This window comes from Bradyrhizobium sp. SZCCHNRI1029, assembly GCF_032487555.1.
In the GTDB taxonomy this organism is placed as follows: domain Bacteria; phylum Pseudomonadota; class Alphaproteobacteria; order Rhizobiales; family Xanthobacteraceae; genus Bradyrhizobium.
This window is the reverse complement of the sequence record NZ_JAUEUK010000003.1, coordinates 525,017-550,951: the sequence shown is the minus strand read 5'-3', so window position 1 is coordinate 550,951 and position 25,935 is coordinate 525,017. Positions and strand designations below refer to the sequence as shown.

Genomic DNA, 25,935 nt, shown 5'->3' with positions numbered 1-25,935 from the left:
GTCGACGGGCGGCGCCGGCCCTCTCGATGGTCCCTGACACGGAGGACCCCTAATATAGAGGGTCGTCTGCAAAGGCGGCCGGTGGCAGGGGCGCAGACGGCATCGTCCTCCAACCCGATTCTCGTTCAGCGCGTGGGCTGGATTCGTGGTCCCAGACGCCTGACTTGGGGCGGGTTCCTGGCGGGCGAGTGCTCGTGGCCTTGAGCCCCCCAAATTGCGTTGTCACAAAACGACAACATAAACAGCCACTTAGGTGTTCCCGCAGAACCACGGTTCCGTGCCTTTTGTGCAACACCGGTCCGAAAAGGCGCCGCTCGAGCGCCGCAATGATGGTTCCTTTGTTGCGTGTGCAAAGGCCTTCGGTAATTCTGCTCGCACGACGAAGGGGGGCATCCCAACGTCGTCCCGTTTAGGTCGTTCGCTCAAGTCCCTCGCGTTCATGCGGGTGTGTCCGATAGCGCGAAGCGGCTGAGCGACGGGTCGAAGAGGGATAACGGGTCCAACCCCAAGGGTGTCTCTCACCCAGCGGAGGCGGAACCTTCCCTGACTGAGCAACTTGGAGGTTTAACATTATGAACACGATCAAGAGCCTTGTCCTGGGCTCGGCGGCCGCTCTCGTCGCCATGTCTGGGGCTCAGGCAGCTGACCTTCCGATCAAGGCCAAGGCGGTCGAATATGTGAAGGTCTGCTCGCTTTACGGCGCTGGCTTCTACTACATCCCCGGCACCGACACCTGCATCAAGCTGGGCGGCTACCTGCGTGCTGAAACGTCGTTCGCCAGCAACGGCCAGTACAACAACGCCGTCAACGGCGTTGCCGGCGGCATGAACCGTAACAGCAACTACTACTACAGCCGCGCTCGTCAGGACCTCAACATCGACACGCGCACCGCGACCGAGTACGGCGTGGTCCGCACCTTTGCTGACCTGACGTTCACCTGGACCAGCGGCACCTACGCTGGCTCGGGCTCCGCGACCGGCGCGACCGCCTACTCGACGGCTGGCGCTCCTGGCGCTCAGGCCGACGGCAACATCGCCCAGGGCGGCATCGGCGTGTACTACGCCTTCATCCAGTTCGCTGGCTTCACGATGGGTAAGGCCGTGTCGCAGTTCGACGCGCCCTGGACCAACTACCCGGGCAACAACTTCGACGGCCTGTGGGGCGGCGGCGGCACCGTGACCGGTGTCAACCAGTTCACCTACACCGCCGACTTTGGCTCGGGCATCACTGCGGCGATCTCGGCGCAGGACGCGACCCAGTACTACACCACCAACATGTGGAACGTGTCGGGCATCACCGCGGCCGGCATCATCGGCGGCTCGTATGGCACCAACAACTTCGGTGGCAACGTTTCTCCGGACATCGTCGGCATGGTTCGTGTCGACCAGGCTTGGGGTCTGTTCCAGGCGTCGTTCGCGGCGCATGACAACCACACCGGCTACTACGGCGCCACCGAGCTCACCGGTCACCCGGCTGACAAGTGGGGCTGGGCTGCTCAGCTGGCCTTGTCGATCAAGAACATCCCGACCGGCCCCGGCGACACCATCAACATCCAGGGCGTCTACACCAACGGTGCGAGCCGCTACAACGCTCAGAGCCTGGTGCCGACCACCTACGCGATGTACGGCGGCAGCAGCACGGCTGGTGTCTACGGCACGCTCGGCTTCGCTGGCGTCAGCGATTCGGTCTTCGTGACCGGCGGTGAGCAGCAGCTGACCACGACCTACGGCTTCCGTGGCGCCTACACCCACAACTGGAGCCCGACCTGGAACTCGGCGATCTACGGTTCGTGGGCTGCCGTGAGCTACAACAGCACTGCCAAGGGCCTGATCTGCGGCAGCGCGGCGATGGGTGCGATCGCGGGCGCAGGCTTCACCTGCAACCCCGACTTCAACATCTCCTCGCTCGGTTTGATCACCCGTTGGACCCCGGTCAAGAACCTGACCTTCTCGGCCGACGTGGCCTGGACCAACCTGGACCAGAAGTACTCGGGCAACATCGTTTCTCCGGCCACGACCACGACCTCCAAGCCGGCTGCGGTCTATCAGCTCAAGGACCAGAACTCGGTGTCCTTGCTGCTCCGCGCTCAGCGCAACTTCTGATCCTGATCGTCTGATCGGGTTCAAGAGCCCCCGGCAGGAAACTGCCGGGGGTTTTTGCTTGTGTGCGGGCGCCCATTCCGGCGCGGCACCGGGTCTGGTTCGCTCAAGCAGCGATCGATGCCAAATCGGCGGATCGAGGCAATTGAGCAAGGGATCCAATTGCCTGTGGCTCGAAAATCGCATTCGTTTCAGTAGTTTGGCTGCGTGCTGGTATTTTTTTAAAAATGGTGTTGAAAACAGATGAGTTGATAAGCTAATTTTGTCATGCCTGAGTAATCATTCACCACCGACGCAAGACGACGATCATACGATGTTAGACCCCAGGAAGCCTCTGGCGATGCCCCGCCGGAGGCTTCTTCATGTCGGGATCTCCTCGCCGCCCAGCATCTGACGTTGCGTCTCGATTGCAGAGCCTCGGCGTGATCTCCGCAGGCCGTGCCGTCAGCGCAAACATCGATCGTCTCTCCAAAAATCGTTGCTCATCGGCTTGACCGGGAAATGCCGGATGGTCACCATGACCGCCAGATGACGGGGCCACACCGTCACGCCAGTGAGGAATGAGTCCAAAGATGAGTTCGGAAGGCTCTGTGGGAGTGCTGCGTCCGTGGTCCGACCAAGACGATCTGGCGGGCGCCATCACGCGGCTGCTGGAAGCGCGGCCCGAGGGCCGGGCCGAGCTTGCGGAATGTCTGGCGGTTGCGCAGCGGATCGAGGCCAGCGACGACGAGTCCTGGTATCGCGAGTGGATGCAATGCGCGGATGCGATGAAGGCTGCCGCCGCCGACGCCGTGAGCAGCGGCCGTCCCGAGCTGGCGTTTCGCAAATGGTCGCGCGCGATCGATTGTTATGAGGCTGCGGCCTGTCCGTTCAGCAGCTCACGCTCCCGCCAGGCCGTCGTGCTGTCCCGCATGCGCGAATGTGCGCGCGAATTCCTGCGCGGTGCCGATCCGCAAGGAGAGGTCGTCACAATTCACTGGCGCGCCGACTACCCGCTCGAAGCCTATTTCCTGCCGGCGCGTTGCGAGGCAGGCAGGGCGCCCACCGTCATCTGCATCGGTGAGCCCGGCCGTCGCAAGGAAACCTCCCTGTTCAAGCTTGCAGGCCATGCGGAGCAGCGCGGCCTGGCGCTGCTGGTGGTCGATCTGCTGGGCAGCGGACCGGACTGCCGCTTCGAGGAGATCGTCGGCCGTCGCGATCTCGAATCAGCCATCGCAAGCGTGATGGACTACGCGACGTCCCGTGACGACGTGGACGAAGGCCGGATCGCGATCCTGGCGGATGACTGGAGCTCGTCCTTCGTCGCGCGCGGCATCGCACTCGATCCGCGCTATGCTGCAGCGGTCTGCGACGCCGGCTTGTGGGATATTCACGAGCGCGTCTTCCTGTCGCGCCGACCCGGTGCGGGCGAGCGGGGCAGGCTGTCGATCGCCAGCGATGGGCTGGCGGCCCGGCAGATCATGTGTCCGCTGCTGGTGACGGTGCCGGAGCGTGGCTGGCTGCGGGCCGACATCGCAACCCGGCTGATCGCGCAGATCAAGCGCGAGCACCCGGACATCACTCTGAAGATCGTCTCCAGCGCGGGCGCCGATTGGCTCGAGGCCGATGCCTTCGTCTTCGACTGGATCGCCAAGCGTCTGGCGGGGTCTCAGCGGCCTCCAGGCTGACGCGACCGCATGTCTGTTCCAGCTCCCCCGTAAGAGGCGGTCGGGCCGTGACCGCCTCGGGGGGGCTCAGAGTCCCATCGTGAGTCGCGCGCTGGCCTTCTCGAAACGGTCCTTGAGGCCAGCCAGCTTGTCCGTGAAGGTCGCCAGCTCGCGAGCGTCGAATTCCTCGAAGATGAAGCTGAAGATCTGCGCCTGCTGAGCTTCCAGCTCGGCGAACTGCTCCGAGGTCTTGGTGGTGAGCGACATCCGGACCACGCGCGCATCGTTGGGGGCGGGCTTGCGTTCCATGAAGCCCTTCTTCTCGAGCAGCTTCGACTGAGTCGTGACGAACGAAGGGTCGACGTGCAGCCGCTTGGCCGCCGCATTCACGGCGACTCCCTCGCCTTGATCCAGCTCGGAGATCGCCATCAGGATCATCCATTGCGGGCCACTGATGCCGATTCTCTTGGCCCAGAAGTACCTCAGCTCCTCCAGATGGACGTTGATCGTGGAGATCTCCCGGGCGAAGCGAAGAATGGCGTCGCGATTCTTCGGCAGATGTTCGGCAGTCTTCGGTTGCGCGTCCGCTTCCACAGGTGCGGCAGACATGTTCTTCAAGGGCGCCATTGCTCAGGAGTTCCAGTACGAAGCTCGACCCTAAAGAAAAAAAATCCGCAACAAAATCACTTATCTAGGAGGACATCGGCCGTCCCCCGTGCGCTGCACAACAAGCTGCCATTGTGTTGCCCCCAAGACACATTTCGGCTTCATTCAATTACCTGACTGCATAAACTATTTTGCTTACCGAATGAGCGAAGGCATAGTTCCTGATGACGGTGGGGGGTTACTCGATCGTCCCGTGACAGGTGGTTCGCTTAAGTCCCTCGCGTGATGCGGGTGTGTCCGATGGCGCGAAGCGGCTGAAGCGGTTTTTCGGGAGCAGAGGAAGCGGATCGTCCTGGGGGATCTTGGTCCGGTTCTTTCTCAAAAGAGCAACTTGGAGGTTTAAATGAAGACGGTTAAGAGCCTTGTCCTCGGCTCGGCGGCAGTTCTGCTCGCCATGTCCGCGGCTCAGGCGGCCGACCTTCCGATCAAGGCCAAAGCGGTCGAGTATGTGAAGGTTTGCTCCCTGTATGGTGCGGGCTTCTACTACATCCCCGGCACCGACACCTGCATCAAGCTGGGCGGCTATCTCCGCGCTGAAACGGCGATCGCCACGAACAGCGACTTCAACGGCACGTTCAGCGGCCAGGGTGGTGCGCATAACCGCCTGAGCAACTACTACACGGCCCGCGCTCGTCAGGACATCAACATCGACACGCGCACGGCGACCGAGTACGGCGTGGTCCGTACCTTCGCTGACCTGACCTTCAGCTGGACCTCCGGCGGCTATGCCGGCACGGGTTCGGCCACCGGTGCGACCGCTTACTCGACGGCTGGTGCGCCGGGCGCACAGGCTGACGGCAATATCGCGCAGGGTTCGGTCGGCGTGTACTATGCCTTCATCCAGTTCGCCGGCTTCACCATGGGTAAGGCCGTGTCGCAGTTCGACACGCCCTGGGTGAACTATCCGGGCAACAACTTCGACGGTCTCGCCGGCGGCGGCGGCACGGTCACTGGCGTCAATCAGTTCAGCTACACCGCTGACTTCGGCTCCGGCATCACGGCCACCGTTTCGGCTCAGGATGCGACCGCCTACTACCAGAACAACCTCTGGAACGTGGCGGGTTCGACGGCGGCTGGCGTGATCGGTGGTGCTTACGGCACCAGCAACTACGGCGGCAACGTCTCTCCGGACTTCGTCGGTATGGTCCGTGTCGACCAGGCCTGGGGTCTGTTCCAGGCGTCGTTCGCGGCGCATGACAACCATGTCGCTTACTACGGCGCGTCCGAGACCTCCGGCCACCCGGCCGACAAGTGGGGCTGGGCGGCTCAGCTGGCCCTGTCGATCAAGAACATCCCGACCGGACCTGGCGACACGATCAACGTGCAGGGCGTCTACACCAACGGTGCGAGCCGCTACAACATCCAGAGCCTGATGCCGAACAGCTACGCGATGTACGGCAGCACGGGTCTGGCTGGTGCCTACCAGAGCCTCGGCATTGCCGGCGTGGGCGACTCGGTGTTCACCACGGGTGGCGAGCAGCAGCTGACCACGACCTACGGTGTGCGCGGTGCGTACACCCACAACTGGAACCCGGCCTGGAACACTGCGATCTACGGGTCTTGGGCTGCCGTCCGCTACAACGGCACGGCCAAGGGCCTGATCTGCACCAGCCCCGGCGTGGTTGCGACCTTCAACGCGGGTTCGACCTGTAATCCGGACTTCGATCTGGCCACCATCGGCCTGATCACGCGCTGGACCCCGGTCAAGAACCTGACCTTCTCGGCCGACTTCGCCTACTCGTGGCTCGACCAGAAGCACTCGGGTTCGGTCACGGCCCCGGCTGCCGCCGCTGTCGCCAAGCCGGCTGCGGTGTATGAGCTGAAGGATCAGCAGTCGGCTGTCCTGCTGCTCCGCGCTCAGCGCAACTTCTGATCCAGACCGTCTCACGACGGTTTGACCAACCCCCGGCAGGCAACTGCCGGGGGTTTTTCTTTGCCTCGCCAGCGCGTGCTCCAGCACCGAGACCCGCATTCCTCACCGTGCCGCTTTGTCGCTGACAAACATGCTGCCGACCCGCCCGAGAACCACACCGCGCGGCCACGCGACGCAATACGATCTGGATGGAATTTCGCGACCGCCTCGTGGCCATGCGGCTCAAACATCCGTGAGAGGTGGTCGGCGGATTCGCTCGGTTCGACCGCGCGTTTGAGCCAAGCTTGGCCTGCGTGACCTCGGGCGGGCGAGGGCCCGTGCCACGATTGCCGGGATGACAGGGCCAGAGAGTTTGAGCCTCGCGCTCGCCGCGGTTCTCGACGTCCGTCCTGCTGCATTCCCGCCACGACCGCGACACGCATTCGGCGGCGAAAGTCTTCCCCGACACATTACTCTTGGAGATCCGGCGACCGCGTGCCGTGCCGCGGCCGTGCCACATGCGTGATCCGGCCGGTCACGAGAATGGTCCGATAAAGCACCAACTCTGCCTCGCGATCGTTCCCACTGCAACGCTATGCGCGGGCACTGTGGTGCAGCTGGAGACGGGCTGACCGTTGGGGCGGTCGTTCGATGTCGAGCCGGGCCGGTCTGAACTGAGCAATTTGGAGGTTAGTATGAAGACTGTGAGGAGCCTTGTTTTGGGCTCAGGGGCGGCGTTGCTCGCCATGGGTGGGGCTCAGGCCGCCGACCTTCCGATCAAGGCCAAAGCGGTCGAGTATGTCAGGGTCTGCTCGATGTACGGCGCCGGATTTTTCTACATTCCGGGCACCGACACCTGCATCAAGCTCGGCGGCTATCTGCGGGTCGAGGCCGGCTTCGGCACGAATACGATCTTCCAGAATGCCGTGAACGGCGTCGCCGGCGGGCGAAATCGTCTCAGCAACTACTACACGACGCGTTCGCGCGCCGACCTCAACATCGACACCCGCACCGCGACCGAATATGGCGTCGTGCGCACCTTCTTCGACGGTGTCTTCCAGTGGACCGGGGGCAGCTATGCCGGGACCGGCTCCGCCACGGGCGCAACTGCCTATTCGACGGCGGGCGCGCCTGGAGCGCAGGCTGACGGCAACATCGCGCAAGGCGGGATCGGCGTCTTCTATGCCTTCATCCAGTTCGCCGGCTTCACCATGGGTAAGGCCGTGTCGCAGTTCGACGCGCCCTGGGCCAACTACCCCGGCAACAATTTCGACGGTCTGACGGGAGGCGGCGGCACCATCACCGGCGTCAACCAGTTCACCTACACCGCGGATTTCGGCTCGGGCATCACGGCCGCGATCTCGGCCCAGGATGCGACGCAGTATTCGCAGTCGCAGATCTGGAATACGGCGGGACAGACGGCCGCCGGCGTGCTCACCGGTAGCTATGGCACGTCGAATTTCGGCGGCAACGTCGCGCCCGACATCGTCGGCATGGTGCGCGTCGATCAGGCCTGGGGCCTGTTCCAGGCGTCCTTCGCGGCGCACGACAATCACGCCGCCTTCTTCGGTGCCAACGAGACGACCGGGCATCCAGCCGATAAATGGGGCTATGCCGGTCAGCTCGCCCTGTCGATCAAGAACATCCCGACCGGCGCCGGCGACACCATCAATCTGCAGGGCGTCTACACCAACGGTGCCAGCCGCTACAACTTCCAGAGCCTCGCGCCGATCAACTACGCGATGTACGGCGGCAGCAACATGGCCGGCGCTTTCCAGAGCCTGGGCTTCGCCGGCGTGTCAGATTCGGTGTTCGGGGCGAATACCCAGCAGCAGCTGACCACCACCTACGGCTTCCGGGGTGCCTTTACCCACAACTGGGATCCGTTCTGGAATACGGCGGTCTACGGCTCCTGGAGCGGCGTCAGATACAACAACACCGCGAAGGGACTGATCTGCAACGGTGCGGGCATGGTCGCTCTCGGAATCACGCCTGCGAATTGCAACCCCGACTTCAACATCTCGACGGTGGGTGTGATCACGCGCTGGACGCCGGTCAAGAATCTGACCTTCTCTGCGGACGTCGCTTGGACCCGGCTGGACCAGAAGTTCACCGGCGTGGCGAACGCACCGGCGGTCGCGGCGGTCGCCAAGCCGGCCACGACCTACCAGTTGAAGGACCAGGACTCGGTCTCGCTGCTGGTGCGTGCCCAGCGCAACTGGTAAGTGCGGGCGAATGGCGAATAGGGAGTAGCGAATAGCAGTTGACGACGGAGCGGAGCCCAGGCTTCGCTACTCGCTACTCGCTACTCGCTACTCGCTACTCGCTACTCGCTACTCGCTACTCGCTACTCGCTACTCGCTACTCCACCACAGCGCCGCGGCGCAGATCGGCCTCGATCTGCAGCCGCGAGCCGCCGCCGAAGCGGGCGCGATAGACCTGCAGGTTCTCCATCACCCGCTGCACGTAGTTGCGGGTCTCCGCGAACGGGATCAGCTCGACCCAATCCACCGCGTCCACCTTCGGATCGCGTGGGTCGCCATACCGCTCGACCCATTTCCGTACGCTGCCGCGGCCGGCATTGTAGGCCGCGAACGTCATGATGTACGAGCCGCGATAGTCCTCGAGCAGGCCGCCAAGCTCGGCCGCGCCGAGCTGCGCGTTGTAGACCGGGTCGGTCTTCATCCGGTTCAGATCGAAGCTGACGCCGGCGCGCTTGCAGACGTAGCGACCCGCATCCGGCGTGACCTGCATGAGCCCGTAGGCCTGAGCCGGCGAGACCACGGCCTGGTTGAAGGCGCTCTCCTGGCGCGCGATCGAGAAGATCACGCTCTGTTCGACCTCCGGCCCGAGCGCCCGGAACGCGGGGATGCCCGTGACCGGATAGGCGTAATGATCGAACGGCAGTCCGCGATTGAGCGCGGCCTTGCCGACCAGCAGCATCGCTCGCGCATCGCTGTTTCGCGCGGCGATTTCCGCGATTCCGACCAGCACGTCGGGGTCGCCGTTATCGCCCATGTCGGCGAAGATCGGGATCGCGACCTCGCCCTCGTCGAGCTCGTAGAGCAGTTGTACCGCGCGCACCACCTCGAGCCGTTCGACGCCGCGTCCGCGGCCGCTCGGCGCGGCATTGAGGCCGAGCTGCGGCAGGCCGAGCTTCGCGCGCGCCAACTGTCCGTAGTAGCTCGTGGACTGCTCGGCGGCCGACGTATAGGCCGCGCGCGCCTCCTGCATGCGCCCCATCGCTTCTGCCGCGCGGCCCTGCCAATAGCCGGCCCGAGCCAGGGTGGTCGGATTGACGCTGCCGACGCCGATCCGTGCAAAGTGCTGGGCCGCGGTGGCCGGATCGTTGAGGAAACGCAGCGCGATCCAGCCCGCGGTGAATTCCTGCTCGGTCTTGTAGATGTCGCGGTTCGGCAGCGCCGCGTCGCGCGCGATCAGGTAGGCGCTGCGATATTCGCCGGTGTCGATCATCTTGCGCGCCAGCAGTCGGCGCTCGATCCACCATTCGTCCAGATTGTGCAGGCGGCCGGGATCCTTGGGCGCGTTCAGCATCAGCTGCGCCGCCTCGGCGAATTTTTCGTCGCGCCGCAGCAGCTGGATGCGGCTGAAGATGTAGCCTGCATCGCCGTGGAGTTCGCGCGGCACGGCATCGAGCAGGCTCTGGCTGTTGGAGGCTTTGCGATAGGCCGCGATTCGCGCTTTCGCGAGCGCCACGTGGCCCGAGCCAAGCCGCCGGGCAGCGCGCATCGCGGCCTCGTGCTCGCTGCCATACAGCAGCGTGTCCATCCGCGCCTTGTGATCGCCGCCGGACAGCAGGGCGCCGTACTGATCCAGAATGTTGTTCTCGGTCTCCTCGGACATCGCGTCGTTGCGCCAGGCATCGCGCACCAGGCGCTCGGCATTGGCGCGGTCGCCGCGATTGAGCATCACCCGGGCCAGCGCGAACTTGCCCTTGGCCGACAGCGGCGTTTCGTTCTCGAACCAAGACCACACCACGGCATCGTCGCGCTTGTCGTCCCACAAGGCGGCCTCGAGCCGGCGCCGCAGGAAGGTCTGTGACGGCCAGGACGGATTGGCGGTGATGAACGCGCGGTAGCGCTCCACGCTGGCATTGTTGTTGTCGCTGCGCAGGATCACCCACTCCGCGAGCTTGCGCGCCACGGGATCCGAGATCGCCTGCACGACCTCGGTGGCATCGCTGGGCTTGCGCTTGCGGACGAGCTCGATCACGTTTTCGAGCGCGTCCTTGTCGGACTGCGAGGTCGAGGACGTCACGGCGATCGCAGCCGGCACCACGAGCTTGCGGGAGGCGGGCAGGGCGGCATGCTGGCGGGCCGGCAGGCTTGCAGCCGCCGCGCTGGGGGTGATGTCCCTCGGGGCCGCGCGCGGCGTCTCGCCGGCGCCTTTGGGGCTGCTCTTGACCTCGGCCTTCGCTTCGGCCCGCGCGTCGACCTCGCTCTTGGTCCCGGCGGCCTCGTGGGTGTTCGTCTTCGGAACCGCGCTGCGCGCGATCGGACGCGCCTTCGGCACCGGAACCTTGGTCGCGGGAGCCTTGGATCCCGAAACCTTGGACCCAGCGGCCTGGTCCTTGGCGAGAGCGCTATGTCCGGCGAGAGCCCATCCGAGTGTCAGGCCGGCGGCCAAGGACACCGAGAGTGACACCGACAGGGCGGTCGATCGCAATGCAGTGGCGCGGGCAGAAAAGGGCACGGCGTTCCTTTTGCGGCGGATGACTTCGATCCCCTGACCAACATGGGTCTATCGAAAAGGTGAACAAATCCTAAATATACCGGGAAGGACTGCAACCTGCGCCAACACCGCGGCGAAATCACGACCGAAGGGCGGCGTGCGGGCCGCGGGGCTTCAGCGAAGGGTGATCGCGGGCCTCGGCAAGGCGATTCGCGCGATTCGTGTGCCTGTTGAGAAGGCAGCCCAGCCGCGGGCGGGCCTTCCGCGCCGTCGGTAGACCCGGTATGAAGTGGCTCGCACAGGGGCCAAACGGCGTTTGGGAGGGAGTTTCATGGCAGCCAAGACGAATTTCCGGGGTTCTTTCACCGCCTTGGTCACTCCTTTCAAGAACGGGTCCGTGGACGAGGCCGCTTTTCGCAGCCTTGTGAACTGGCAGATCGACGAGGGCACCAACGGCCTCGTGCCGGTCGGCACGACGGGCGAGAGCCCGACGCTCAGTCATGACGAGCACAAGCGGGTGGTCGAGTGGTGCATCGCCGAGGCCCGGGGACGCGTGCCCGTCGTCGCCGGCGCCGGCTCCAATTCGACCAAGGAGGCGGTTGAGCTCGCCCAGCACGCCGAGAAGGCGGGGGCGGACGCAGTGCTGGTGGTGACGCCCTATTACAACAAGCCGACGCAGGAAGGCCTGTATCAGCACTTCAAGGCGATCAACGATGCGATCGGCATTCCGATCATCATCTACAATATTCCGCCGCGCTCGGTGATCGACATGTCCGTCGACACCATGAAGCGCCTGTTCGAGCTGAAGAACATCGCCGGCGTGAAGGATGCCACCGCGAGCATGGTGCGGGTGTCGCAGCAGCGCGCCGCGATGGGCGAGGAGTTCAACCAGCTCTCGGGCGAGGATGCGACGATCATCGGCTACATGGCGCATGGCGGCCATGGCTGCATCTCGGTGACGTCGAATGTCGCGCCGCGGCTGTGCTCGGAATTCCACCAGGCCTGGCAGAAGGGCGATGTCGCAACGGCGCTGAAGATCCACGACAAGCTGATGCCGCTGCACACCAATCTGTTCATCGAGTCCAACCCGGCGCCGGTGAAATACGCGCTGTCGCTGCTCGGCAAGATCGAGGAGAAGCTGCGGCTGCCGATGGTGCCGGTGTCGGAGCCGACCCGGGTCGCGGTGCGCGAGGCGATGGTTCATGCCGGACTGATCAACTGAGCCGACGTATCTGAGGGGGACGCGAGCATGTTGAAGGAATTCCGTGAATTCGCGATGAAGGGCAACGTCGTCGACCTCGCCGTCGGCGTCATCATCGGCGCGGCCTTCGGCGCCATCGTCACCTCGCTCGTCGCCGATGTCATCATGCCGATCATCGGCGCCATCACCGGCGGCCTCGATTTCTCGAACTACTTCATCCCGCTGTCCAAGACGGTCAATGCGAGCAACCTTGCGGACGCGAAGAAGCAGGGTGCCGTGCTGGCCTATGGACAGTTCCTGACCTTGACCCTGAACTTCTTCATCATCGCTTTCGTGCTGTTCATGATCATCCGTGTGATAAACAGGTTGAAGCGGAACGAAGCGGCAGCCCCCGCGGCGCCGGCGAAGCCCTCGGCCGAGGTCGAGCTGTTGACCGAGATCCGTGATCTCCTGAAAAAGTCCTGATGGCTGAAAAGAACGAACCCAAGATCACGGTCGCCGCCGAGAATCGCAAGGCGCGGTTCAACTACGCGATCGAGGACACCATCGAGGCCGGCATCGCGCTGACCGGCACCGAGGTAAAGTCGGTCCGCGGCGGCAAGTCGACGATCGCGGAATCCTATGCGGATTCGCGCAACGGCGAGATCTGGCTGATCAACGCCAACATTCCGGAATATCTGCAGGCCAATCGCTTCAATCACGAGCCGAAGCGGCCGCGCAAGCTGCTGCTGCATCGCAAGCAGATCAACAAGCTGATGGGCGCGGTCGAGCGCGAAGGCATGACGCTGATCCCGCTGAAGCTCTATTTCAACGAGCGGGGCCGCGCCAAGCTGCTGCTCGCCGTCGCCAAGGGCAAGAAGCTGCACGACAAGCGCGAGAGCGAGAAGAAGCGCGATTGGGGCCGCGAGAAGGGCCGGCTGCTGCGGGCGCGCGGCTAACGAGACCTTTACCGCGCGCTCCTCGGCGGCACGCCTGAGCCTTGGGAAAGCATCCGATGAATCAGAAGAACCTCTTGGACGTCGACTGGAGCCGGATTCCGGCTCCGACCGACGACGGCGCAGCCGATCATCTGGTCGGGACGATCATTCCCGCGATCGGACTGCGTGCGACCGACGACACGCTGGTCACGTTGTCCGATCTGCCTGGACGGACCGTCGTGTTCGCCTATCCGCGGACCGGCGAACCCGGCAAGGTGTCGCTCGTCGAGGACTGGGACATGATCCCGGGTGCGCGCGGCTGCACGCCGCAGACCTGCAGCTTCCGCGACCTGTTCGGCGAGTTGAAATCGGCCGGCGCCGCGCATGTGTTCGGCCTGTCGACGCAGAGCAATGCCTATCAGACCGAGATGGCCTCGCGCCTGCACCTGCCGTTTCCGGTGCTGTCGGACGAAAAGCTCGAGCTGACCAATGCCCTGCGGTTGCCGACGATGGAGATCGCCGGGCTGACCATGATCAAGCGGCTTGCCATGATCGTGGACGACGCCCGGATCACCCACGTGTTCTATCCGGTGTTTCCACCGGTCAGGAACGCGGGCGACGTGCTGGCGTGGCTGAAGGACAACCGCGCATCTGCCGCGTGAGGGTGGGGCGGCCGAACTAATCCAGATCCGCCTTCACGCGCGCGAACACGGCGTGGAACATCTCGGTCGTGAGCACGCCGGTGTTCGTATTGTAGCGTGAGCAGTGATAGCTGTCGTACAGCCGGATCCCGCCGGCCTGGTGCACGGCGCCATGGGCGAACGGCGCCGCGACCGCGCGCAAGCCCAGCAGCTTCAGCAGCGTGTCGTGGGAGACGCGGCCGAGCGCGACGATGCTGCGCAGCCGAGGCATCGCGGCGATGGTGGCGCCGAGGAAGCTCCGGCATTGGTTGATCTCGGCCGGCAGCGGCTTGTTCTGCGGCGGCACGCAGCGCACCGCGTTGCTGATTCGGCAGTCCACCAGCGTCAGCCCGTCGTCGGGGCGGGCTTCGAAGCGGCCTTTTGCAAATCCGTAGTGCAGCAGCGTTCCGTAGAGCAGCTCCCCGGCATAGTCGCCGGTGAACGGGCGCCCGGTGCGATTCGCACCCTGCAGCCCTGGCGCGAGGCCGACGATCAGGAGGCGCGCGTCGGGATCGCCGAACGACGGCACCGGGGCGTTGAACCATGACGGCTCACGCGCGCGCTGCGCCTCGCGGAACTCAACGAGGCGAGGGCACAGCGGACAGTCTCGATCGGGATTGGTCGAAGACGGGGCAGGCGGCGCAGGCTGAGTGCCCGTCCGCCTAGTCCTCGAAATCGTCATCGTTGGGCGTGGTGGTGGTGGTGGTCGTGGCGCGGGCGGGCGCCGTGGTCGAGCGCTGCAGGAATTGCGGGGAATGGTGGCGCGGCTCGCGCGGGGCGGGGCGCTCCGACGGGTCGCGGCCGAGCTTGGACTGCAACTCCATGAGGTCGGTGAAGACGTCGGCCTGGCGGCGCAACTCGTCGGCGATCATCGGCGGCTGGCTGGAGATGGTCGAGATCACGGTGACGCGAACGCCGCGGCGCTGCATCGCTTCGACCAGCGAACGGAAGTCGCCGTCGCCCGAGAACAGCACCATCTGGTCGATATGCTCGGCGAGTTCCATGGCATCGACGGCGAGCTCGATGTCCATGTTGCCCTTGACCTTGCGCCGGCCGCTGGCGTCGATGAATTCCTTCGTCGCCTTGGTGACGACCGTATAGCCGTTGTAGTCGAGCCAGTCGATCAAGGGCCGAATCGACGAGTACTCCTGATCCTCGATGATCGCGGTGTAATAGAACGCGCGGAGCAGCGTGCCGCGGCTCTGAAATTCCTTGAGCAGGCGCTTGTAGTCAATGTCGAAGCCGAGCGTCTTGGCCGTGGCGTATAGGTTGGCGCCGTCAATGAAGAGCGCAATCTTGTTGGTCGAAGATGACATTCAGTGTCTCGCGTTCAGTTAGATTCTATTTTTGGCGCGACTCCAGTCGGTCGCGCATTCCATTTCAAGATACTGCCAAGGCGTCGGCGGTCCATCTGGTGTGAGGTTACCGCAAACAGGAGTGGTCGGGGCAACAAAGGCGCACTTGTGACGACGTAATGAAGCGTTTTCTTGTCCAAGGCCCGAATTCCACGGGTCTGGACGGAGCGCCAGTCAAGGTTGCCGAATTCGGTACTCCTTGCCCCTTACCGAACCCTGACGCCAGTTTTGCCTTGCGAAAGCCGGCCAGCCTCTATAACTAGCCCAGCATAATCAGCATATTAAGCACACAAAGGACCGGAGCGACAATGGCGCGCGTCACTGTGGAAGATTGTATCGATAAAGTCGACAACCGGTTCGACCTGGTTCTCCTGGCCGCGCATCGCGCGCGCATGATCTCATCAGGATCGCAACTTACAATTGATAGAGATAATGACAAGAATCCCGTCGTCGCACTCCGGGAAATTGCGGATTCGACCATTTCTCCCGAGGATCTGAAGGAAGAGCTGGTGCATTCGCTGCAGAAGTTCGTCGAGGTCGACGAGCCGGAGCCGGACACGGTGCCGCTGATCGGCTCGGCCGGTGCCAGCGTCGATGCCGACGACACCGAGGTCGCCGTCGAGCGCATGACCGAGGAAGAGCTGCTGAAGGGCCTCGAGGGCCTCGCTCCGCCGGAAGAGCAGCCGGAAGAGGACGAGTGACGGTCTCGTCACCGTCAGCGCGAGCTCCAGCTAACTTGTGAGAATGTGAAGGCCCGGACCACGTCCGGGCCTTTGCATTTGAACGTGATTCCGTGATTACCATAGGGCTGCGCCGAGCGCCTGCCATCCGGCAGATTTGGTCACGAAGATAAAGGTTTAGTCATTTTCCATGGTGGTTTCGGGCCACACTCCTCAGCAGATGCAGGCGGCGGCCGAATCGGCCGCGTTGGCGCCTCCGCCGCCGGCTGAGCGGCCGCGGCCGCCGAAGCCGCGCTCCCGCATGATGCGGCAGTACGATCTCGTGGAACGGGTCCGCTCCTACAATCCGGATACGAACGAGGACCTGCTCAACCGCGCCTACGTGTACGCCATGAAGGCGCATGGGTCGCAGACCCGCGCGTCGGGCGACCCGTATTTTACGCATCCGCTCGAGGTCGCGGCCATTTTGACCGACCTGAAGCTGGACGACGCCACCATCGTCGCGGCGCTGCTGCACGACACGATCGAGGACACCGAGGCGACCCGTGCCGAGATCGACCGCTTCTTCGGCCCCGAGATCGGTGCGCTCGTCGAAGGCTTGACCAAGCTGAAGCGGCTCGAGCTGGTCTCGCGCGAGGCCAAGCAGGCCGAGAATCTGCGCAAGCTCCTGCTGGCGATCGCCGACGACGTGCGTGTGCTGCTGGTCAAGCTCGCGGATCGCTTGCATAACATGCGCACGCTGGAGTTCGTGCCGGAGGCATCGCGGCGGCGGATTGCCGAGGAGACGCTCGACATCTACGCGCCGCTGGCGGGCCGGATGGGCATGCAGGAGATGCGCGAGGAACTCGAGGATCTCTCGTTCCGGACGCTCGACCCGCAGGCCTACAGCGTGGTGATGCAGCGGCTCGATGCGCTGGCGGAGCGCAACCGCAACCTGATCGGCGAAATCGAGAGCCAGCTGGCCCGCAAGTTTCGCGAGCACGGCCTCACCGCGCGGGTGTTCGGCCGCCGCAAGCGGCCATTCTCGATCTGGACCAAGATGGAACGCAAATCCATCGGCTTCGAGCAGCTGTCCGACATCTTCGGCTTTCGCGTCATCATGCCGGATCTGGAATCCTGCTATCGTGCGCTCGGTATCGTGCATACGACCTGGCCTGTCGTGCCCGGCCGCTTCAAGGACTACATCTCGACGCCGAAGCAGAACGACTATCGCTCGATCCACACGACCGTGATCGGCCCGGGCAAGCAGCGCGTCGAGCTGCAGATCCGCACCGAGGAGATGGATCAGATCGCCGAACTCGGCATCGCCGCCCACGCCTTCTACAAGGACGACCTCGCCTCGCCGACGGAACGGCTGAAGCGCGAATCGAACGCCTTCGCCTGGCTCCGCCACACCATCGGCATCCTTTCGGAGAGCGCCAACCCCGAAGAGTTCCTCGAGCACACCAAGCTCGAGCTGTTTCACGATCAGGTGTTCTGCTTCACGCCGAAGGGCAAGCTGATCGCGCTGCCACGCCACGCAAACGTGATCGACTTCGCCTATGCGGTGCATACCGACGTCGGCAACAGCGCCGTCGGCTGCAAGATCAACGGCAAGTTCGCAGCGCTGTCGTCGGAGCTGCAGAACGGCGACGAGGTCGAAGTGCTGACGTCGGATGCGCAGTCGGCGCCGCCCTCGGCCTGGGAGACGCTCGCCATCACCGGTAAGGCACGCGCCGCCATCCGGCGCGCCACCCGAACCGCCGTGCGCGATCAATATGCCGGGCTGGGCCGGCGCATCGTCGAACGCCTGTTCGAACGGACCAAGCTCGAATATGCCGACGACAAGCTCAAGGGCGCGCTGCCGCGTCTGGCGCGCGCCTCGATCGAGGACGTGATGGCGGCGGTCGGCCGCGGCGAGATCAAGGCCTCCGACGTCGCGCGCGCGATGTATCCGGACTACAAGGAAGAGCGCGTCGTGCGCTACGGCGCCAAGAAGACGGCCGCCGCGCCGGCGGCCAAGGCTGCCGCGCCCGCGGCCGAGCCTCATCGCGGCCCGTTCGCCATCCCGATCAGCGGGCTCAATTCCGGCCTGCCGGTGAAGTTCGCGCCGAACGGTGGCGCCGTGCCGGGCGACCGCATCGTCGGCATCGTGACGCCGGGCGAGGGGATCACGATCTATCCGATCCAGTCGCCGGCGCTGAAGGATTTCGAGGAGGAGCCGGAGCGCTGGCTCGACGTGCGCTGGGATGTCGACGAGACCTCGCCGCAGCGCTTTCCGGCGCGCATTCGCGTCGAGAACGTCAACGAGCCCGGCAGCCTCGCCCAGGTCGCCACCGTGATCGCCGAGCATGACGGCAACATCGACAACATCAGCATGAGCCGCCGCTCGCCTGATTTCACCGAGCTCACGATCGATCTCGAGGTCTACGACCTCAAGCATCTCTCGGCGATCATCAACCAGTTGCGCGCCAAGACCATCGTGGCGCGGGTCGACCGGGTGAATGGCTAATCTGCGGGGATGGCTGCGGCGTTCTGCTTCGGGATGCGCTAAACAAGCCTTAGTCTATTCGAAAGTCCTGCGAGCCGGCCCATGTCCGATCCGTCAAAGTCACATCCTCCGAAGCTGCGCCTCGGCGTCAACGTCGACCACATCGCCACCTTGCGAAATGCCCGCGGCGGCCGCAGCCCCGATCCGGTGCGCGCCGCGCTGCTCGCGATCGAGGCCGGGGCCGACGGCATCACGGCGCATCTGCGCGAGGACCGCCGGCACATCCGCGACGACGACATGGCGCGGCTGAAGGCCGAGATCTCCAAGCCGCTGAACTTCGAGATGGCGGCCACCGAGGAGATGGTGCGGATCGCGCTGGCGACGCGCCCGCATGCCTGCTGCCTGGTGCCGGAGCGGCGCGAGGAGCTGACCACCGAGGGCGGCCTCGACGTGGTCGGCCAGCACAAGGCGCTGGCGCCGGCGATCGCCCGGCTGAGCGATGCCGGCATCCGGGTGTCGCTGTTCATCGCCGCCGACCCGGCGCAGATCGAGATGGCGGCGCGGCTGCGCGCGCCCGTGATCGAGATCCACACCGGCGGCTGGTGCGATGCCATCACCGACGGCCACCACGACAAGGCGGAGGTGGAGTGGGAGCGGATCGTGACCGGCGCCCGACAGGCCTATGCGGCCGGGCTCGAGGTCCATGCCGGCCACGGGCTCGACTATGCCACCGCCGAGCGGATCGCGGCGTTGCCGGAGATCGTCGAGCTCAACATCGGCTACTTCATGATGGGGGAGGCGCTGTTCGTGGGCCTCGCCGAGACCGTCCGGACCATGCGCGCGGCCATGGATCGTGGCCGGGCGCGGCTGGGGACATCGGCATGATCATCGGCATCGGCTCCGACCTGATCGACATCCGCCGCGTGGCCGAGGTGATGGACCGGCACGGCGAGCGCTTCCTGAACCGGATCTTCACCGCGGCCGAGCGCGCCAAGGCCGAGCGGCGGGCCAAGAACGAGAAGATGGTGGTCGCCACCTACGCCAAGCGGTTCGCCGCCAAGGAGGCCTGCGCCAAGGCGCTCGGCACCGGCATCCGTCACGGGGTGTGGTGGCGCGACATGGGCGTCGTCAATCTGCCCGGCGGCCGGCCGACCATGCAGCTCACGGGCGGCGCAGCCGAACGGCTGAAGGCGCTGACTCCCGAGGGCCACGAGCCGCGCATCGACCTGTCGATCACCGACGACTGGCCGCTGGCGCAAGCCTTCGTCATAATTTCGGCGGTGCGCCGCGAGACATCCTGAAGGGCGGTCGCCCCGCAGGAAAAACAAAAATGCGATCGATTCCAGCGAGTTATGTAGTTTTGATACGGCGATTGATTGCGCGGCCCCGCGCAGTCGTCTAAAACCCGCCGGGATCGAACCGGCTGCATCACGGGCGGATTCTGGGTCAAACCGGAGTTGGCCTTAACCACCAGAATCAGGACAGACTCCCTTAAGCCGCGGAACGGTATGGTGTTCGCGGACGGAGGGGTGTTCGGCAACGGCTGGCGAATCGTCGGACCATTCGCCAAGGGACATTGAAAGAGCGATGAGCGTGACCTCCGGAACCAAGACTGAGAGCGGCCTCGGTGAAACCGTTCGTGTCGTCGTTCATGCGCTGCTGATCGCGTTGGTGATCCGCACCTTCCTATTCCAGCCGTTCAACATCCCCTCGGGATCGATGAAGGCGACCCTGCTGGTCGGCGACTATCTGTTCGTATCGAAATATTCGTACGGCTATAGCCACTACTCGATTCCGCTGTCGCCCCCGATTTTCTCGGGCCGCATCTTCGGCTCGGAGCCGAACCGCGGCGACATCGTCGTGTTTCGTCTGCCCAAGGACGACACCACCGACTACATCAAGCGGGTGATCGGCCTGCCTGGCGACCGCATCCAGGTGCGCGAAGGGCTGCTCTACATCAACGACAAGCCGGTGCAGCGCGAGCGGCTCTCCGATTTCATCGGCGAGGATCCCTGCGGGCAGCCGGACTCGACCGCGCGCGTCAAGCGCTGGAAGGAGACCCTGCCGAACGGCGTCAGCTATGAGACGCTGGACTGCGTCGACAATGGCTATGTCGACAACACCGCGGTGTATACCGTGCCGGCCGGCAACTTCTTCATGATGGGCGACAACCGCGACAACTCGACCGACAGCCGCTTCCTCAGCCAGGTCGGCTACGTGCCGTTCGAGAACATCGTCGGCCGTGCGCAGCTGATCTTCTTTTCCATTGCCGAAGGCGAGCATGCCTGGGCGTTCTGGCGCTGGCCGGTATCGGTGCGCTGGAATCGAATCTTCAAATTCGTGCGATGATCGACGACTCACCCGAAATCCAGACCACGCAGGCTGCCGCATCGAGCCCGCAACCCGGCACGGGTGCGCTGGAGGCAACGCCCAAGGCCGCGTCGCGGCCGAAGTCCGAGATCAAGCCTGAGCAGAAGAGCGAGCCCAAGACCGAGCTCAAGACCGAGCCAAAGGCCGATTCCAAGACCGACGCGAAGCCGGTCTCCAAGCCAGACATGAAGACCGTCGAGTCCGAATCGGTGCCCGCTCGCCCGACCGAGGATGGGGCGGACCCGACCGCGCTCGTTGCCGAGGCCGATTCCGACAGCAAGCCGCGCAGCAAGGCGAAGGGCGGTCGCCGTACCAAGAGCGCGGGGACCAGCGCCGCCAAGGGCGCCAAGGCCGCGGACAAGGCCGCCAATGCCGCGATCGAGGCGCGCATCGGCCATCACTTTGCCGATCCGTCGCTGCTCAGCACCGCTTTTACCCACGTCTCGGCGCTGAAATCGTCCAAGAAGCGCGGCGACAGCTATCAGCGGCTCGAATTCCTCGGCGATCACGTGCTCGGCCTGATTGTGTCCGACATGCTGTACCGCTCGTTTCCGAGCGCGGACGAGGGCGAGCTGTCGAAGCGGCTCGCCGATCTCGTGCGCAAGGAGAGCTGTGCCGACGTCGCCAAGTCGCTCGGCCTGCTCGACGACATCAAGCTCGGCGCGGTCGGCGCCGGCGCCGGGGCGCGGTTGCGCAAGTCGGTGCTGGGCGACGTCTGCGAGGCGGTGATCGGCGCGATCTTCCTCGACGGCGGCTACACGGCCGCCGCTGGATTCGTCGAGCGCAACTGGACCGAGCGCATGCACAAGCCGCGGCGCCCGCTCCGCGATCCGAAAACGGTGCTGCAGGAATGGGCGCAGGGCAAGGGCCTGCCCACCCCGGTGTACCGGGAGGTGGAGCGCACCGGCCCGCATCACGATCCGCAGTTCCGTGTCGCCGTCGACCTGCCGGGGCTGGAGCCGGCCGAAGGCATCGGCGGCTCCAAGCGGGCGGCAGAAAAGGTGGCGGCATCGGTCATGATCGAGCGCGAAGGCGTCAGCGGCGGCAGCAATGACGGCTGAACAACAATCGGTGCCGGCTGCCGGGACCCGCTGCGGTTTCGTCGCGCTGATCGGCGCGCCCAATGTCGGCAAATCGACGCTCGTCAACGCGCTGGTTGGCTCCAAGGTCACGATCGTCTCGCGCAAGGTACAGACGACGCGGGCACTGATCCGCGGCATCGTCATCGAAGGCGCGTCTCAGATCATCCTGGTCGACACCCCCGGCATTTTTGCGCCTAAGCGCAGGCTGGACCGCGCCATGGTCACGACGGCCTGGAGCGGGGCGCATGATGCCGATCTCGTCTGCGTGCTGCTCGATGCCAAGAAGGGCATCGATGACGAGGCGCAGGCCATCATCGACAAGGCGGCCGCGGTCGCGCACGAGAAGATCCTGGTGGTCAACAAGGTCGACCTGGTGCCGCGCGAAAAGCTGCTGGCGCTGGTCGCGGCTGCCAACGAGAAGCTGTCGTTCGCGCGCACCTTCATGATCTCGGCGATCTCCGGCGATGGGGTCGACGATCTCAGGCGGGCCTTGGCGGAGATGGTGCCGCCCGGTCCGTTCCACTATCCCGAGGACCAGATGTCGGACGCGCCGATGCGGCACCTCGCGGCCGAGATCACCCGTGAGAAGATCTATTCGCATCTGCATCAGGAGCTGCCCTACCAGTCCACGGTCGAGACCGACAGCTGGACCGAGCGCAAGGACGGCTCGATCCGCATCGAGCAGACGATCTTCGTGGAGCGGGACAGCCAGCGCAAGATCGTGCTCGGCAAGGGCGGTGCGACGATCAAGTCGATCGGCGCGCAGGCGCGCAAGGAAATCGCAGAGATCACCGGCGTGCCGGTGCACCTGTTCCTGTTCGTGAAGGTGCGTGAGAACTGGGGCGATGATCCCGACCGCTACCGGGAGATGGGGCTCGAGTTCCCCAGGGAATGACAATGAGCGTGCCGCGCAACGTGTTGTGGTTCGAAGTGCTGCTCTACATCTCGCTGATGCTGGACGCGCTGTCGGTTGCGGTCTCCGACCGGACGCCGACCTTCGACGTAACCGAGGACATGATCACCGCGCAGACCGTGCTCAACGGGGTGGTCATCCTGCTGCTGTTCTATTTCGTCTATCTGGCGGCGCAGCGCCGCAGGAACTGGCCGCGCTGGGTGCTGCTGGGGGCGTTGGTGCTGTCCGACATCTCCCTGGTGCAGGTGATCGGGCAGAAGGGCATGACGCTCGATGCCGGCATCGAGGTCATTTCCTGCGCGCTGACGACGATGGGCTTGTACTATTCGTTCACGGGCGATGCGCGCGGCTGGTTCAACGCGTGACACGGCTGGGCTGATGTCGCCGATCATGCGGAATTTGCGACCGCGCGCGACGCCTCGCGCGTGACGCGATCCGGACGTCCTGCGCCGTGCTGGATGCTTTCGCTTCGCTCGCAATGACGGTGTTTGCCGAGGGGCCGCTCGCTTCATGGAATGGACCGACGATGGCATCGTGCTGGGCGTGCGGCGGCACGGCGAATCCTCGGCGGTCGTCGAGCTGCTGACCCGCGAGCATGGCCGGCATCTCGGTCTCGTGCGCGGGGCGAGCGGCAAGCGCATGCGGCCGGTCCTGCAGCCGGGCAACACGGTGCGCGCGATCTGGCGCGCGCGGCTCGACGAGCATCTCGGCATGTACGCCATCGACGCGCTGACCTTGCGGGCGGCGGGGCTGATCTCCGCGCAACACGGCGCCTACGGCGTGACGCATCTTGCCTCGCTGGCCCGGCTGTTGCCGGAGCGCGATCCGCACGAAGACATGTATCTGCGGCTCGAACATGCGCTCGATGATTTCGAGGATGCGGGCGGCGCCGCCGTCCACATCGTGCGCTTCGAACTGGCGATCCTCGCCGAACTCGGCTTCGGGCTCGATCTCGACTCCTGCGCTGCGACCGGCGAGACCTCGGACCTGATCTACGTATCGCCGAAGTCGGGCGGCGCGGTGTCGCGCACGGCCGGCGCGCCATGGGCCGACCGGCTGCTGCCGTTGCCGCCCTTCCTGCGCGAGAGCGAGCAGGGCCATGGCTGGTCGCAGCAGGATCTTCTCGACGGTTTCCGGCTGACCGGCCTGTTCCTTCTCCGTCACGTGTTGGAGCCGCGCGGGCAGGGCCATTCCGACGCCCGCGAGGGCTTCATCAACGCTGTGACGCGGGCAAGGCCCGCCTCGCGATAGGGCTCGTTTTCGACGTTCGCCGTCATGCGCCCGCGCGCTCGTTCGCCAACATCGAGACTGACGACCCACGCGCCGGCATCACGGCAAAGCTGATCCGGATACCGTCTCCGACTGTGACGTCATTCACATCCGCCTTCACATGACCGACGTAGGATCATGCAACAATCCTGGTTGATGAACATTTTCACATCATTTTGAGGTTGCGTCGTCCGCGGCTCCTGGCGAAGATTGAAGCCCTTCGGCGAGATGCGTTTCGTGCGCGCCTTTTTTCATCACCGTGGGGCATTTCGATCATGAGCGATTTCGAGAACAGCAAATCCAGCAACGGGTTCACGTCCAAGCTGTGGCGTGGAGAGCGCATGACGATGATCGGCTTCGACGTCGCCGAGCCCGAACCCGATCTTGTCGGATTCTCGATCGAGGTGAAGTCGCCGGGCGCGCGGGATTTTTCCCAGTTGCGCAACAGGATCGCGTTTTCCTATCCGGCCGGGGCCGGCGCGGAGGTCGACGGCAACCGGAATTTCCCGTCGACCGAGGCACCGTTCCAGAAATTCCGCTGGATCCACTTTCCCTACCGGCCCAAGGATGGCGTCTATACGTATCGCGTCGCCAAGCAGCACATGCGCAACGACGGCACGCTCGTGGCAGGGACCGGCCTCACGCTCGACATTGCGCAGAGCGCGGTCACCTATGATGGCCTCATCGACATCGGTTTCACCCGCAACTTCGCCTCGTCTCAGGCCTATCGCGATCAGTTCGGCAACAATGCCGAGATCATCCCCGTCGAGAGCCGCGACGGGCCGGGCTTCGACAAGCTCGACCTCACCAACGAGGCTGGCGACAGCGTCTATGAGTGGCTGGGGTTCGAGGCCTACGACCTCCTGTTCGGCTTTTTGAAAGACGCCCTGGCGGATCCCGGGCTCACGCTCGACGTGATGGCCTATGACCTCAATGAGCCCGACGTGATCGGCCTGCTGGAGCAGTTCGGCCCGCGGCTGCGCGCGATCATCGACGACTCCAACGCCAAGGATAACAGCCACAAGCTGCCCGGCAGCGCGGAATCGCGCAGCGCCAAGCGCTTCAAGCAGGCGGGTGCTGCCGTGCTGCGCACGCATTTCAGCAATCTCCAGCACAACAAGGTCCTGATCACGCGCCGCAATGGCAAGCCCGAGAAGGTGCTCTGCGGCTCGACCAATTTCACCTTCCGCGGCCTCTATATTCAGGCCAACAACATGCTGGTCTTTCATTCGCAGGACGTCGCCGGGCTGTTCGGCGAGATGTTCGACATCGCCTTCGACGACCCCTCGCTCTTCCGGAAGAATGATTTCTCCAAGAAATGGCACGCCGTCCATTCCGAGGGAAAGCCGACCGTACAGCTCTGCTTCTCGCCGCATCAGGCCACCGATCTCTCGCTCAATCCGATCCGGGCCGCGATCGATCAGGCCTCCTCGTCGGTGTTCTACTCGGTCGCGTTTCTGAGCCAGCTCGGCGACGGTCCGACCAAGGAGGCGTTCGACCGCGTGATGGAGCGGCCGATCTTCAGCTACGGCACGGTCGACAAGCGCGGCGCGCTGGAGCTGCGCAAGCCCGACGGCTCGATCGGTCTCGTCGATTTCGCCTATCTCGCGAGCAAGGCGCCGGAGCCGTTCCGCAGCGAATGGTCCGGCGGCAAGGGCCGCAACATCCATCACAAATTCCTGGTGACCGATTTCAGCCTGCCGACCGCGAAAGTGTTCACCGGATCGAGCAACTTCTCGCCGAGCGGCGAGAAGGGCAACGGCGACCATCTCATCATGATCGAGGACCGAAAGATCGCGACGTCCTATGCGATCGAGGCCACCCGCGTGTTCGATCACCTGCAGTTTCGCAACCGGATGCGCGACGCGTTCCACGGCAAGTCCGAGCGGCAGCGCGCTGCATCCGCGCCTGCCGCGATCACGCTGCGCAAGCCGACCGCATTGTCCGGCAAGCCGGCCTGGTTCGAGCGCTTCTATGTCGAGGGGTCGCAGGCTGAACGCGATCGATTGCTGTTCTCGTCCTAGATGTCGCTACGGACAGAGT

The 25,935-nt window shown here is 64.6% G+C and carries 22 protein-coding genes; 18 read left to right on the top strand and 4 right to left on the bottom strand.

The window, feature by feature from the left end; genetic code table 11:
- Positions 1 to 572: 572 nt before the first annotated feature.
- The gene (locus tag QW861_RS11700) at positions 573 to 2,102 is read left to right on the top strand and encodes a porin (protein WP_315752951.1); all 1,530 of its coding nucleotides are present in this window, start codon (positions 573 to 575) and stop codon (positions 2,100 to 2,102) included.
- 569 nt (positions 2,103 to 2,671) lie between these two features.
- Positions 2,672 to 3,766, top strand: coding sequence for a hypothetical protein (locus tag QW861_RS11695; protein WP_315752950.1), 1,095 nt, complete (start codon positions 2,672 to 2,674; stop codon positions 3,764 to 3,766).
- A 66-nt stretch (positions 3,767 to 3,832) separates the two neighbouring features.
- Here QW861_RS11695 and QW861_RS11690 read toward each other — a convergent pair whose 3' ends face one another.
- Positions 3,833 to 4,372 carry a MarR family transcriptional regulator gene (locus tag QW861_RS11690; RefSeq protein WP_315729363.1) on the bottom strand — a complete coding sequence of 180 codons (540 nt, stop codon included), beginning with the start codon at positions 4,370 to 4,372 and terminating at the stop codon, positions 3,833 to 3,835.
- 382 nt (positions 4,373 to 4,754) lie between these two features.
- Between QW861_RS11690 and QW861_RS11685 the strand changes: the two genes are divergently transcribed.
- Both QW861_RS11685 and QW861_RS11680 read left to right on the top strand, forming a co-directional pair.
- Complete coding sequence (locus QW861_RS11685; protein WP_315752949.1) at positions 4,755 to 6,284, top strand: porin; 1,530 nt, start codon at positions 4,755 to 4,757, stop codon at positions 6,282 to 6,284.
- A 674-nt stretch (positions 6,285 to 6,958) separates the two neighbouring features.
- Positions 6,959 to 8,488 carry a porin gene (locus QW861_RS11680; RefSeq protein ID WP_315711381.1) on the top strand — a complete coding sequence of 510 codons (1,530 nt, stop codon included), beginning with the start codon at positions 6,959 to 6,961 and terminating at the stop codon, positions 8,486 to 8,488.
- A gap of 136 nt (positions 8,489 to 8,624) precedes the next feature.
- Here QW861_RS11680 and QW861_RS11675 read toward each other — a convergent pair whose 3' ends face one another.
- The gene (locus QW861_RS11675; protein WP_316193078.1) at positions 8,625 to 10,976 is read right to left on the bottom strand and encodes a lytic transglycosylase domain-containing protein; all 2,352 of its coding nucleotides are present in this window, start codon (positions 10,974 to 10,976) and stop codon (positions 8,625 to 8,627) included.
- Between the two features lie 310 nt (positions 10,977 to 11,286).
- Between QW861_RS11675 and dapA the strand changes: the two genes are divergently transcribed.
- From dapA to QW861_RS11655, 4 genes are read left to right on the top strand one after another with little or no spacing between them, the layout of a single operon-like run.
- Positions 11,287 to 12,177: a 4-hydroxy-tetrahydrodipicolinate synthase gene (gene dapA, locus QW861_RS11670; protein ID WP_315752947.1), complete on the top strand. Its 891-nt coding sequence runs from the start codon at positions 11,287 to 11,289 to the stop codon at positions 12,175 to 12,177.
- A gap of 27 nt (positions 12,178 to 12,204) precedes the next feature.
- Positions 12,205 to 12,621 (top strand): large conductance mechanosensitive channel protein MscL, encoded by a 417-nt coding sequence (gene mscL, locus QW861_RS11665; protein ID WP_315711385.1) that lies wholly within the window; start codon positions 12,205 to 12,207, stop codon positions 12,619 to 12,621.
- Positions 12,621 to 13,094: an SsrA-binding protein SmpB gene (gene smpB, locus QW861_RS11660; protein WP_315711387.1), complete on the top strand. Its 474-nt coding sequence runs from the start codon at positions 12,621 to 12,623 to the stop codon at positions 13,092 to 13,094. Before mscL ends, smpB begins: the two co-directional genes overlap by 1 nt.
- Positions 13,095 to 13,150: 56 nt before the next feature.
- The gene (locus QW861_RS11655; RefSeq protein ID WP_315752946.1) at positions 13,151 to 13,735 is read left to right on the top strand and encodes a peroxiredoxin; all 585 of its coding nucleotides are present in this window, start codon (positions 13,151 to 13,153) and stop codon (positions 13,733 to 13,735) included.
- Positions 13,736 to 13,751: 16 nt separating this feature from the next.
- Here QW861_RS11655 and QW861_RS11650 read toward each other — a convergent pair whose 3' ends face one another.
- Positions 13,752 to 14,435, bottom strand: coding sequence for a uracil-DNA glycosylase (locus tag QW861_RS11650; protein WP_315752945.1), 684 nt, complete (start codon positions 14,433 to 14,435; stop codon positions 13,752 to 13,754).
- Positions 14,416 to 15,069, bottom strand: a complete 654-nt coding sequence (locus QW861_RS11645) for an NYN domain-containing protein (RefSeq protein WP_315711390.1) — start codon at positions 15,067 to 15,069, stop codon at positions 14,416 to 14,418. The genes QW861_RS11650 and QW861_RS11645 overlap by 20 nt, the downstream gene beginning before the upstream one ends.
- 347 nt (positions 15,070 to 15,416) lie before the next feature.
- Here QW861_RS11645 and rpoZ point away from each other — a divergent pair, with 347 nt between their 5' ends.
- The 10 genes from rpoZ to QW861_RS11595 all read left to right on the top strand — a co-directional run bounded on the left by rpoZ (position 15,417) and on the right by QW861_RS11595 (position 25,916).
- Complete coding sequence (rpoZ, locus tag QW861_RS11640) at positions 15,417 to 15,809, top strand: DNA-directed RNA polymerase subunit omega (RefSeq protein ID WP_006612728.1); 393 nt, start codon at positions 15,417 to 15,419, stop codon at positions 15,807 to 15,809.
- A 169-nt stretch (positions 15,810 to 15,978) separates the two neighbouring features.
- Positions 15,979 to 18,279, top strand: a complete 2,301-nt coding sequence (locus QW861_RS11635) for a bifunctional (p)ppGpp synthetase/guanosine-3',5'-bis(diphosphate) 3'-pyrophosphohydrolase (protein WP_315711393.1) — start codon at positions 15,979 to 15,981, stop codon at positions 18,277 to 18,279.
- A gap of 81 nt (positions 18,280 to 18,360) precedes the next feature.
- Positions 18,361 to 19,143, top strand: a complete 783-nt coding sequence (locus tag QW861_RS11630) for a pyridoxine 5'-phosphate synthase (RefSeq protein ID WP_315752944.1) — start codon at positions 18,361 to 18,363, stop codon at positions 19,141 to 19,143.
- Positions 19,140 to 19,559, top strand: coding sequence for a holo-ACP synthase (gene acpS, locus QW861_RS11625; RefSeq protein WP_315711397.1), 420 nt, complete (start codon positions 19,140 to 19,142; stop codon positions 19,557 to 19,559). Before QW861_RS11630 ends, acpS begins: the two co-directional genes overlap by 4 nt.
- 286 nt (positions 19,560 to 19,845) lie before the next feature.
- A complete protein-coding gene (lepB, locus tag QW861_RS11620; protein WP_315711399.1) occupies positions 19,846 to 20,607 on the top strand; it encodes a signal peptidase I in 762 nt (253 codons plus the stop codon).
- Complete coding sequence (rnc, locus tag QW861_RS11615) at positions 20,604 to 21,689, top strand: ribonuclease III (RefSeq protein WP_315752943.1); 1,086 nt, start codon at positions 20,604 to 20,606, stop codon at positions 21,687 to 21,689. Before lepB ends, rnc begins: the two co-directional genes overlap by 4 nt.
- On the top strand, positions 21,679 to 22,605 hold the full coding sequence (era, locus tag QW861_RS11610; protein ID WP_315711401.1) for a GTPase Era: 927 nt from the start codon (positions 21,679 to 21,681) through the stop codon (positions 22,603 to 22,605). The genes rnc and era overlap by 11 nt, the downstream gene beginning before the upstream one ends.
- A gap of 2 nt (positions 22,606 to 22,607) precedes the next feature.
- Positions 22,608 to 22,988, top strand: coding sequence for a hypothetical protein (locus tag QW861_RS11605; RefSeq protein ID WP_315752942.1), 381 nt, complete (start codon positions 22,608 to 22,610; stop codon positions 22,986 to 22,988).
- Between the two features lie 145 nt (positions 22,989 to 23,133).
- Positions 23,134 to 23,874, top strand: a complete 741-nt coding sequence (recO, locus tag QW861_RS11600; RefSeq protein ID WP_315752941.1) for a DNA repair protein RecO — start codon at positions 23,134 to 23,136, stop codon at positions 23,872 to 23,874.
- Positions 23,875 to 24,167: 293 nt separating this feature from the next.
- A complete protein-coding gene (locus QW861_RS11595) occupies positions 24,168 to 25,916 on the top strand; it encodes a phospholipase D-like domain-containing protein (protein ID WP_315752940.1) in 1,749 nt (582 codons plus the stop codon).
- Positions 25,917 to 25,935: the final 19 nt, after the last annotated feature.

Bases quoted from the DNA above. Each gene is read 5' to 3' on its own strand.
- lepB (WP_315711399.1), top strand. From the start codon at position 19,846: ATGAGCGTGACCTCCGGAACCAAGACTGAGAGCGGCCTCGGTGAAACC.
- QW861_RS11690 (WP_315729363.1), bottom strand. From the start codon at position 4,372: ATGGCGCCCTTGAAGAACATGTCTGCCGCACCTGTGGAAGCGGACGCG.
- QW861_RS11650 (WP_315752945.1), bottom strand. From the start codon at position 14,435: ATGACGATTTCGAGGACTAGGCGGACGGGCACTCAGCCTGCGCCGCCT.
- recO (WP_315752941.1), top strand. From the start codon at position 23,134: ATGGAATGGACCGACGATGGCATCGTGCTGGGCGTGCGGCGGCACGGC.
- rpoZ (WP_006612728.1), top strand. From the start codon at position 15,417: ATGGCGCGCGTCACTGTGGAAGATTGTATCGATAAAGTCGACAACCGG.
- QW861_RS11700 (WP_315752951.1), top strand. From the start codon at position 573: ATGAACACGATCAAGAGCCTTGTCCTGGGCTCGGCGGCCGCTCTCGTC.
- QW861_RS11605 (WP_315752942.1), top strand. From the start codon at position 22,608: ATGAGCGTGCCGCGCAACGTGTTGTGGTTCGAAGTGCTGCTCTACATC.
- QW861_RS11680 (WP_315711381.1), top strand. From the start codon at position 6,959: ATGAAGACTGTGAGGAGCCTTGTTTTGGGCTCAGGGGCGGCGTTGCTC.
- QW861_RS11695 (WP_315752950.1), top strand. From the start codon at position 2,672: ATGAGTTCGGAAGGCTCTGTGGGAGTGCTGCGTCCGTGGTCCGACCAA.
- era (WP_315711401.1), top strand. From the start codon at position 21,679: ATGACGGCTGAACAACAATCGGTGCCGGCTGCCGGGACCCGCTGCGGT.
- QW861_RS11635 (WP_315711393.1), top strand. From the start codon at position 15,979: ATGGTGGTTTCGGGCCACACTCCTCAGCAGATGCAGGCGGCGGCCGAA.
- rnc (WP_315752943.1), top strand. From the start codon at position 20,604: ATGATCGACGACTCACCCGAAATCCAGACCACGCAGGCTGCCGCATCG.
- QW861_RS11595 (WP_315752940.1), top strand. From the start codon at position 24,168: ATGAGCGATTTCGAGAACAGCAAATCCAGCAACGGGTTCACGTCCAAG.
- QW861_RS11685 (WP_315752949.1), top strand. From the start codon at position 4,755: ATGAAGACGGTTAAGAGCCTTGTCCTCGGCTCGGCGGCAGTTCTGCTC.
- mscL (WP_315711385.1), top strand. From the start codon at position 12,205: ATGTTGAAGGAATTCCGTGAATTCGCGATGAAGGGCAACGTCGTCGAC.
- QW861_RS11645 (WP_315711390.1), bottom strand. From the start codon at position 15,069: ATGTCATCTTCGACCAACAAGATTGCGCTCTTCATTGACGGCGCCAAC.
- smpB (WP_315711387.1), top strand. From the start codon at position 12,621: ATGGCTGAAAAGAACGAACCCAAGATCACGGTCGCCGCCGAGAATCGC.
- QW861_RS11655 (WP_315752946.1), top strand. From the start codon at position 13,151: ATGAATCAGAAGAACCTCTTGGACGTCGACTGGAGCCGGATTCCGGCT.
- QW861_RS11630 (WP_315752944.1), top strand. From the start codon at position 18,361: ATGTCCGATCCGTCAAAGTCACATCCTCCGAAGCTGCGCCTCGGCGTC.
- acpS (WP_315711397.1), top strand. From the start codon at position 19,140: ATGATCATCGGCATCGGCTCCGACCTGATCGACATCCGCCGCGTGGCC.
- dapA (WP_315752947.1), top strand. From the start codon at position 11,287: ATGGCAGCCAAGACGAATTTCCGGGGTTCTTTCACCGCCTTGGTCACT.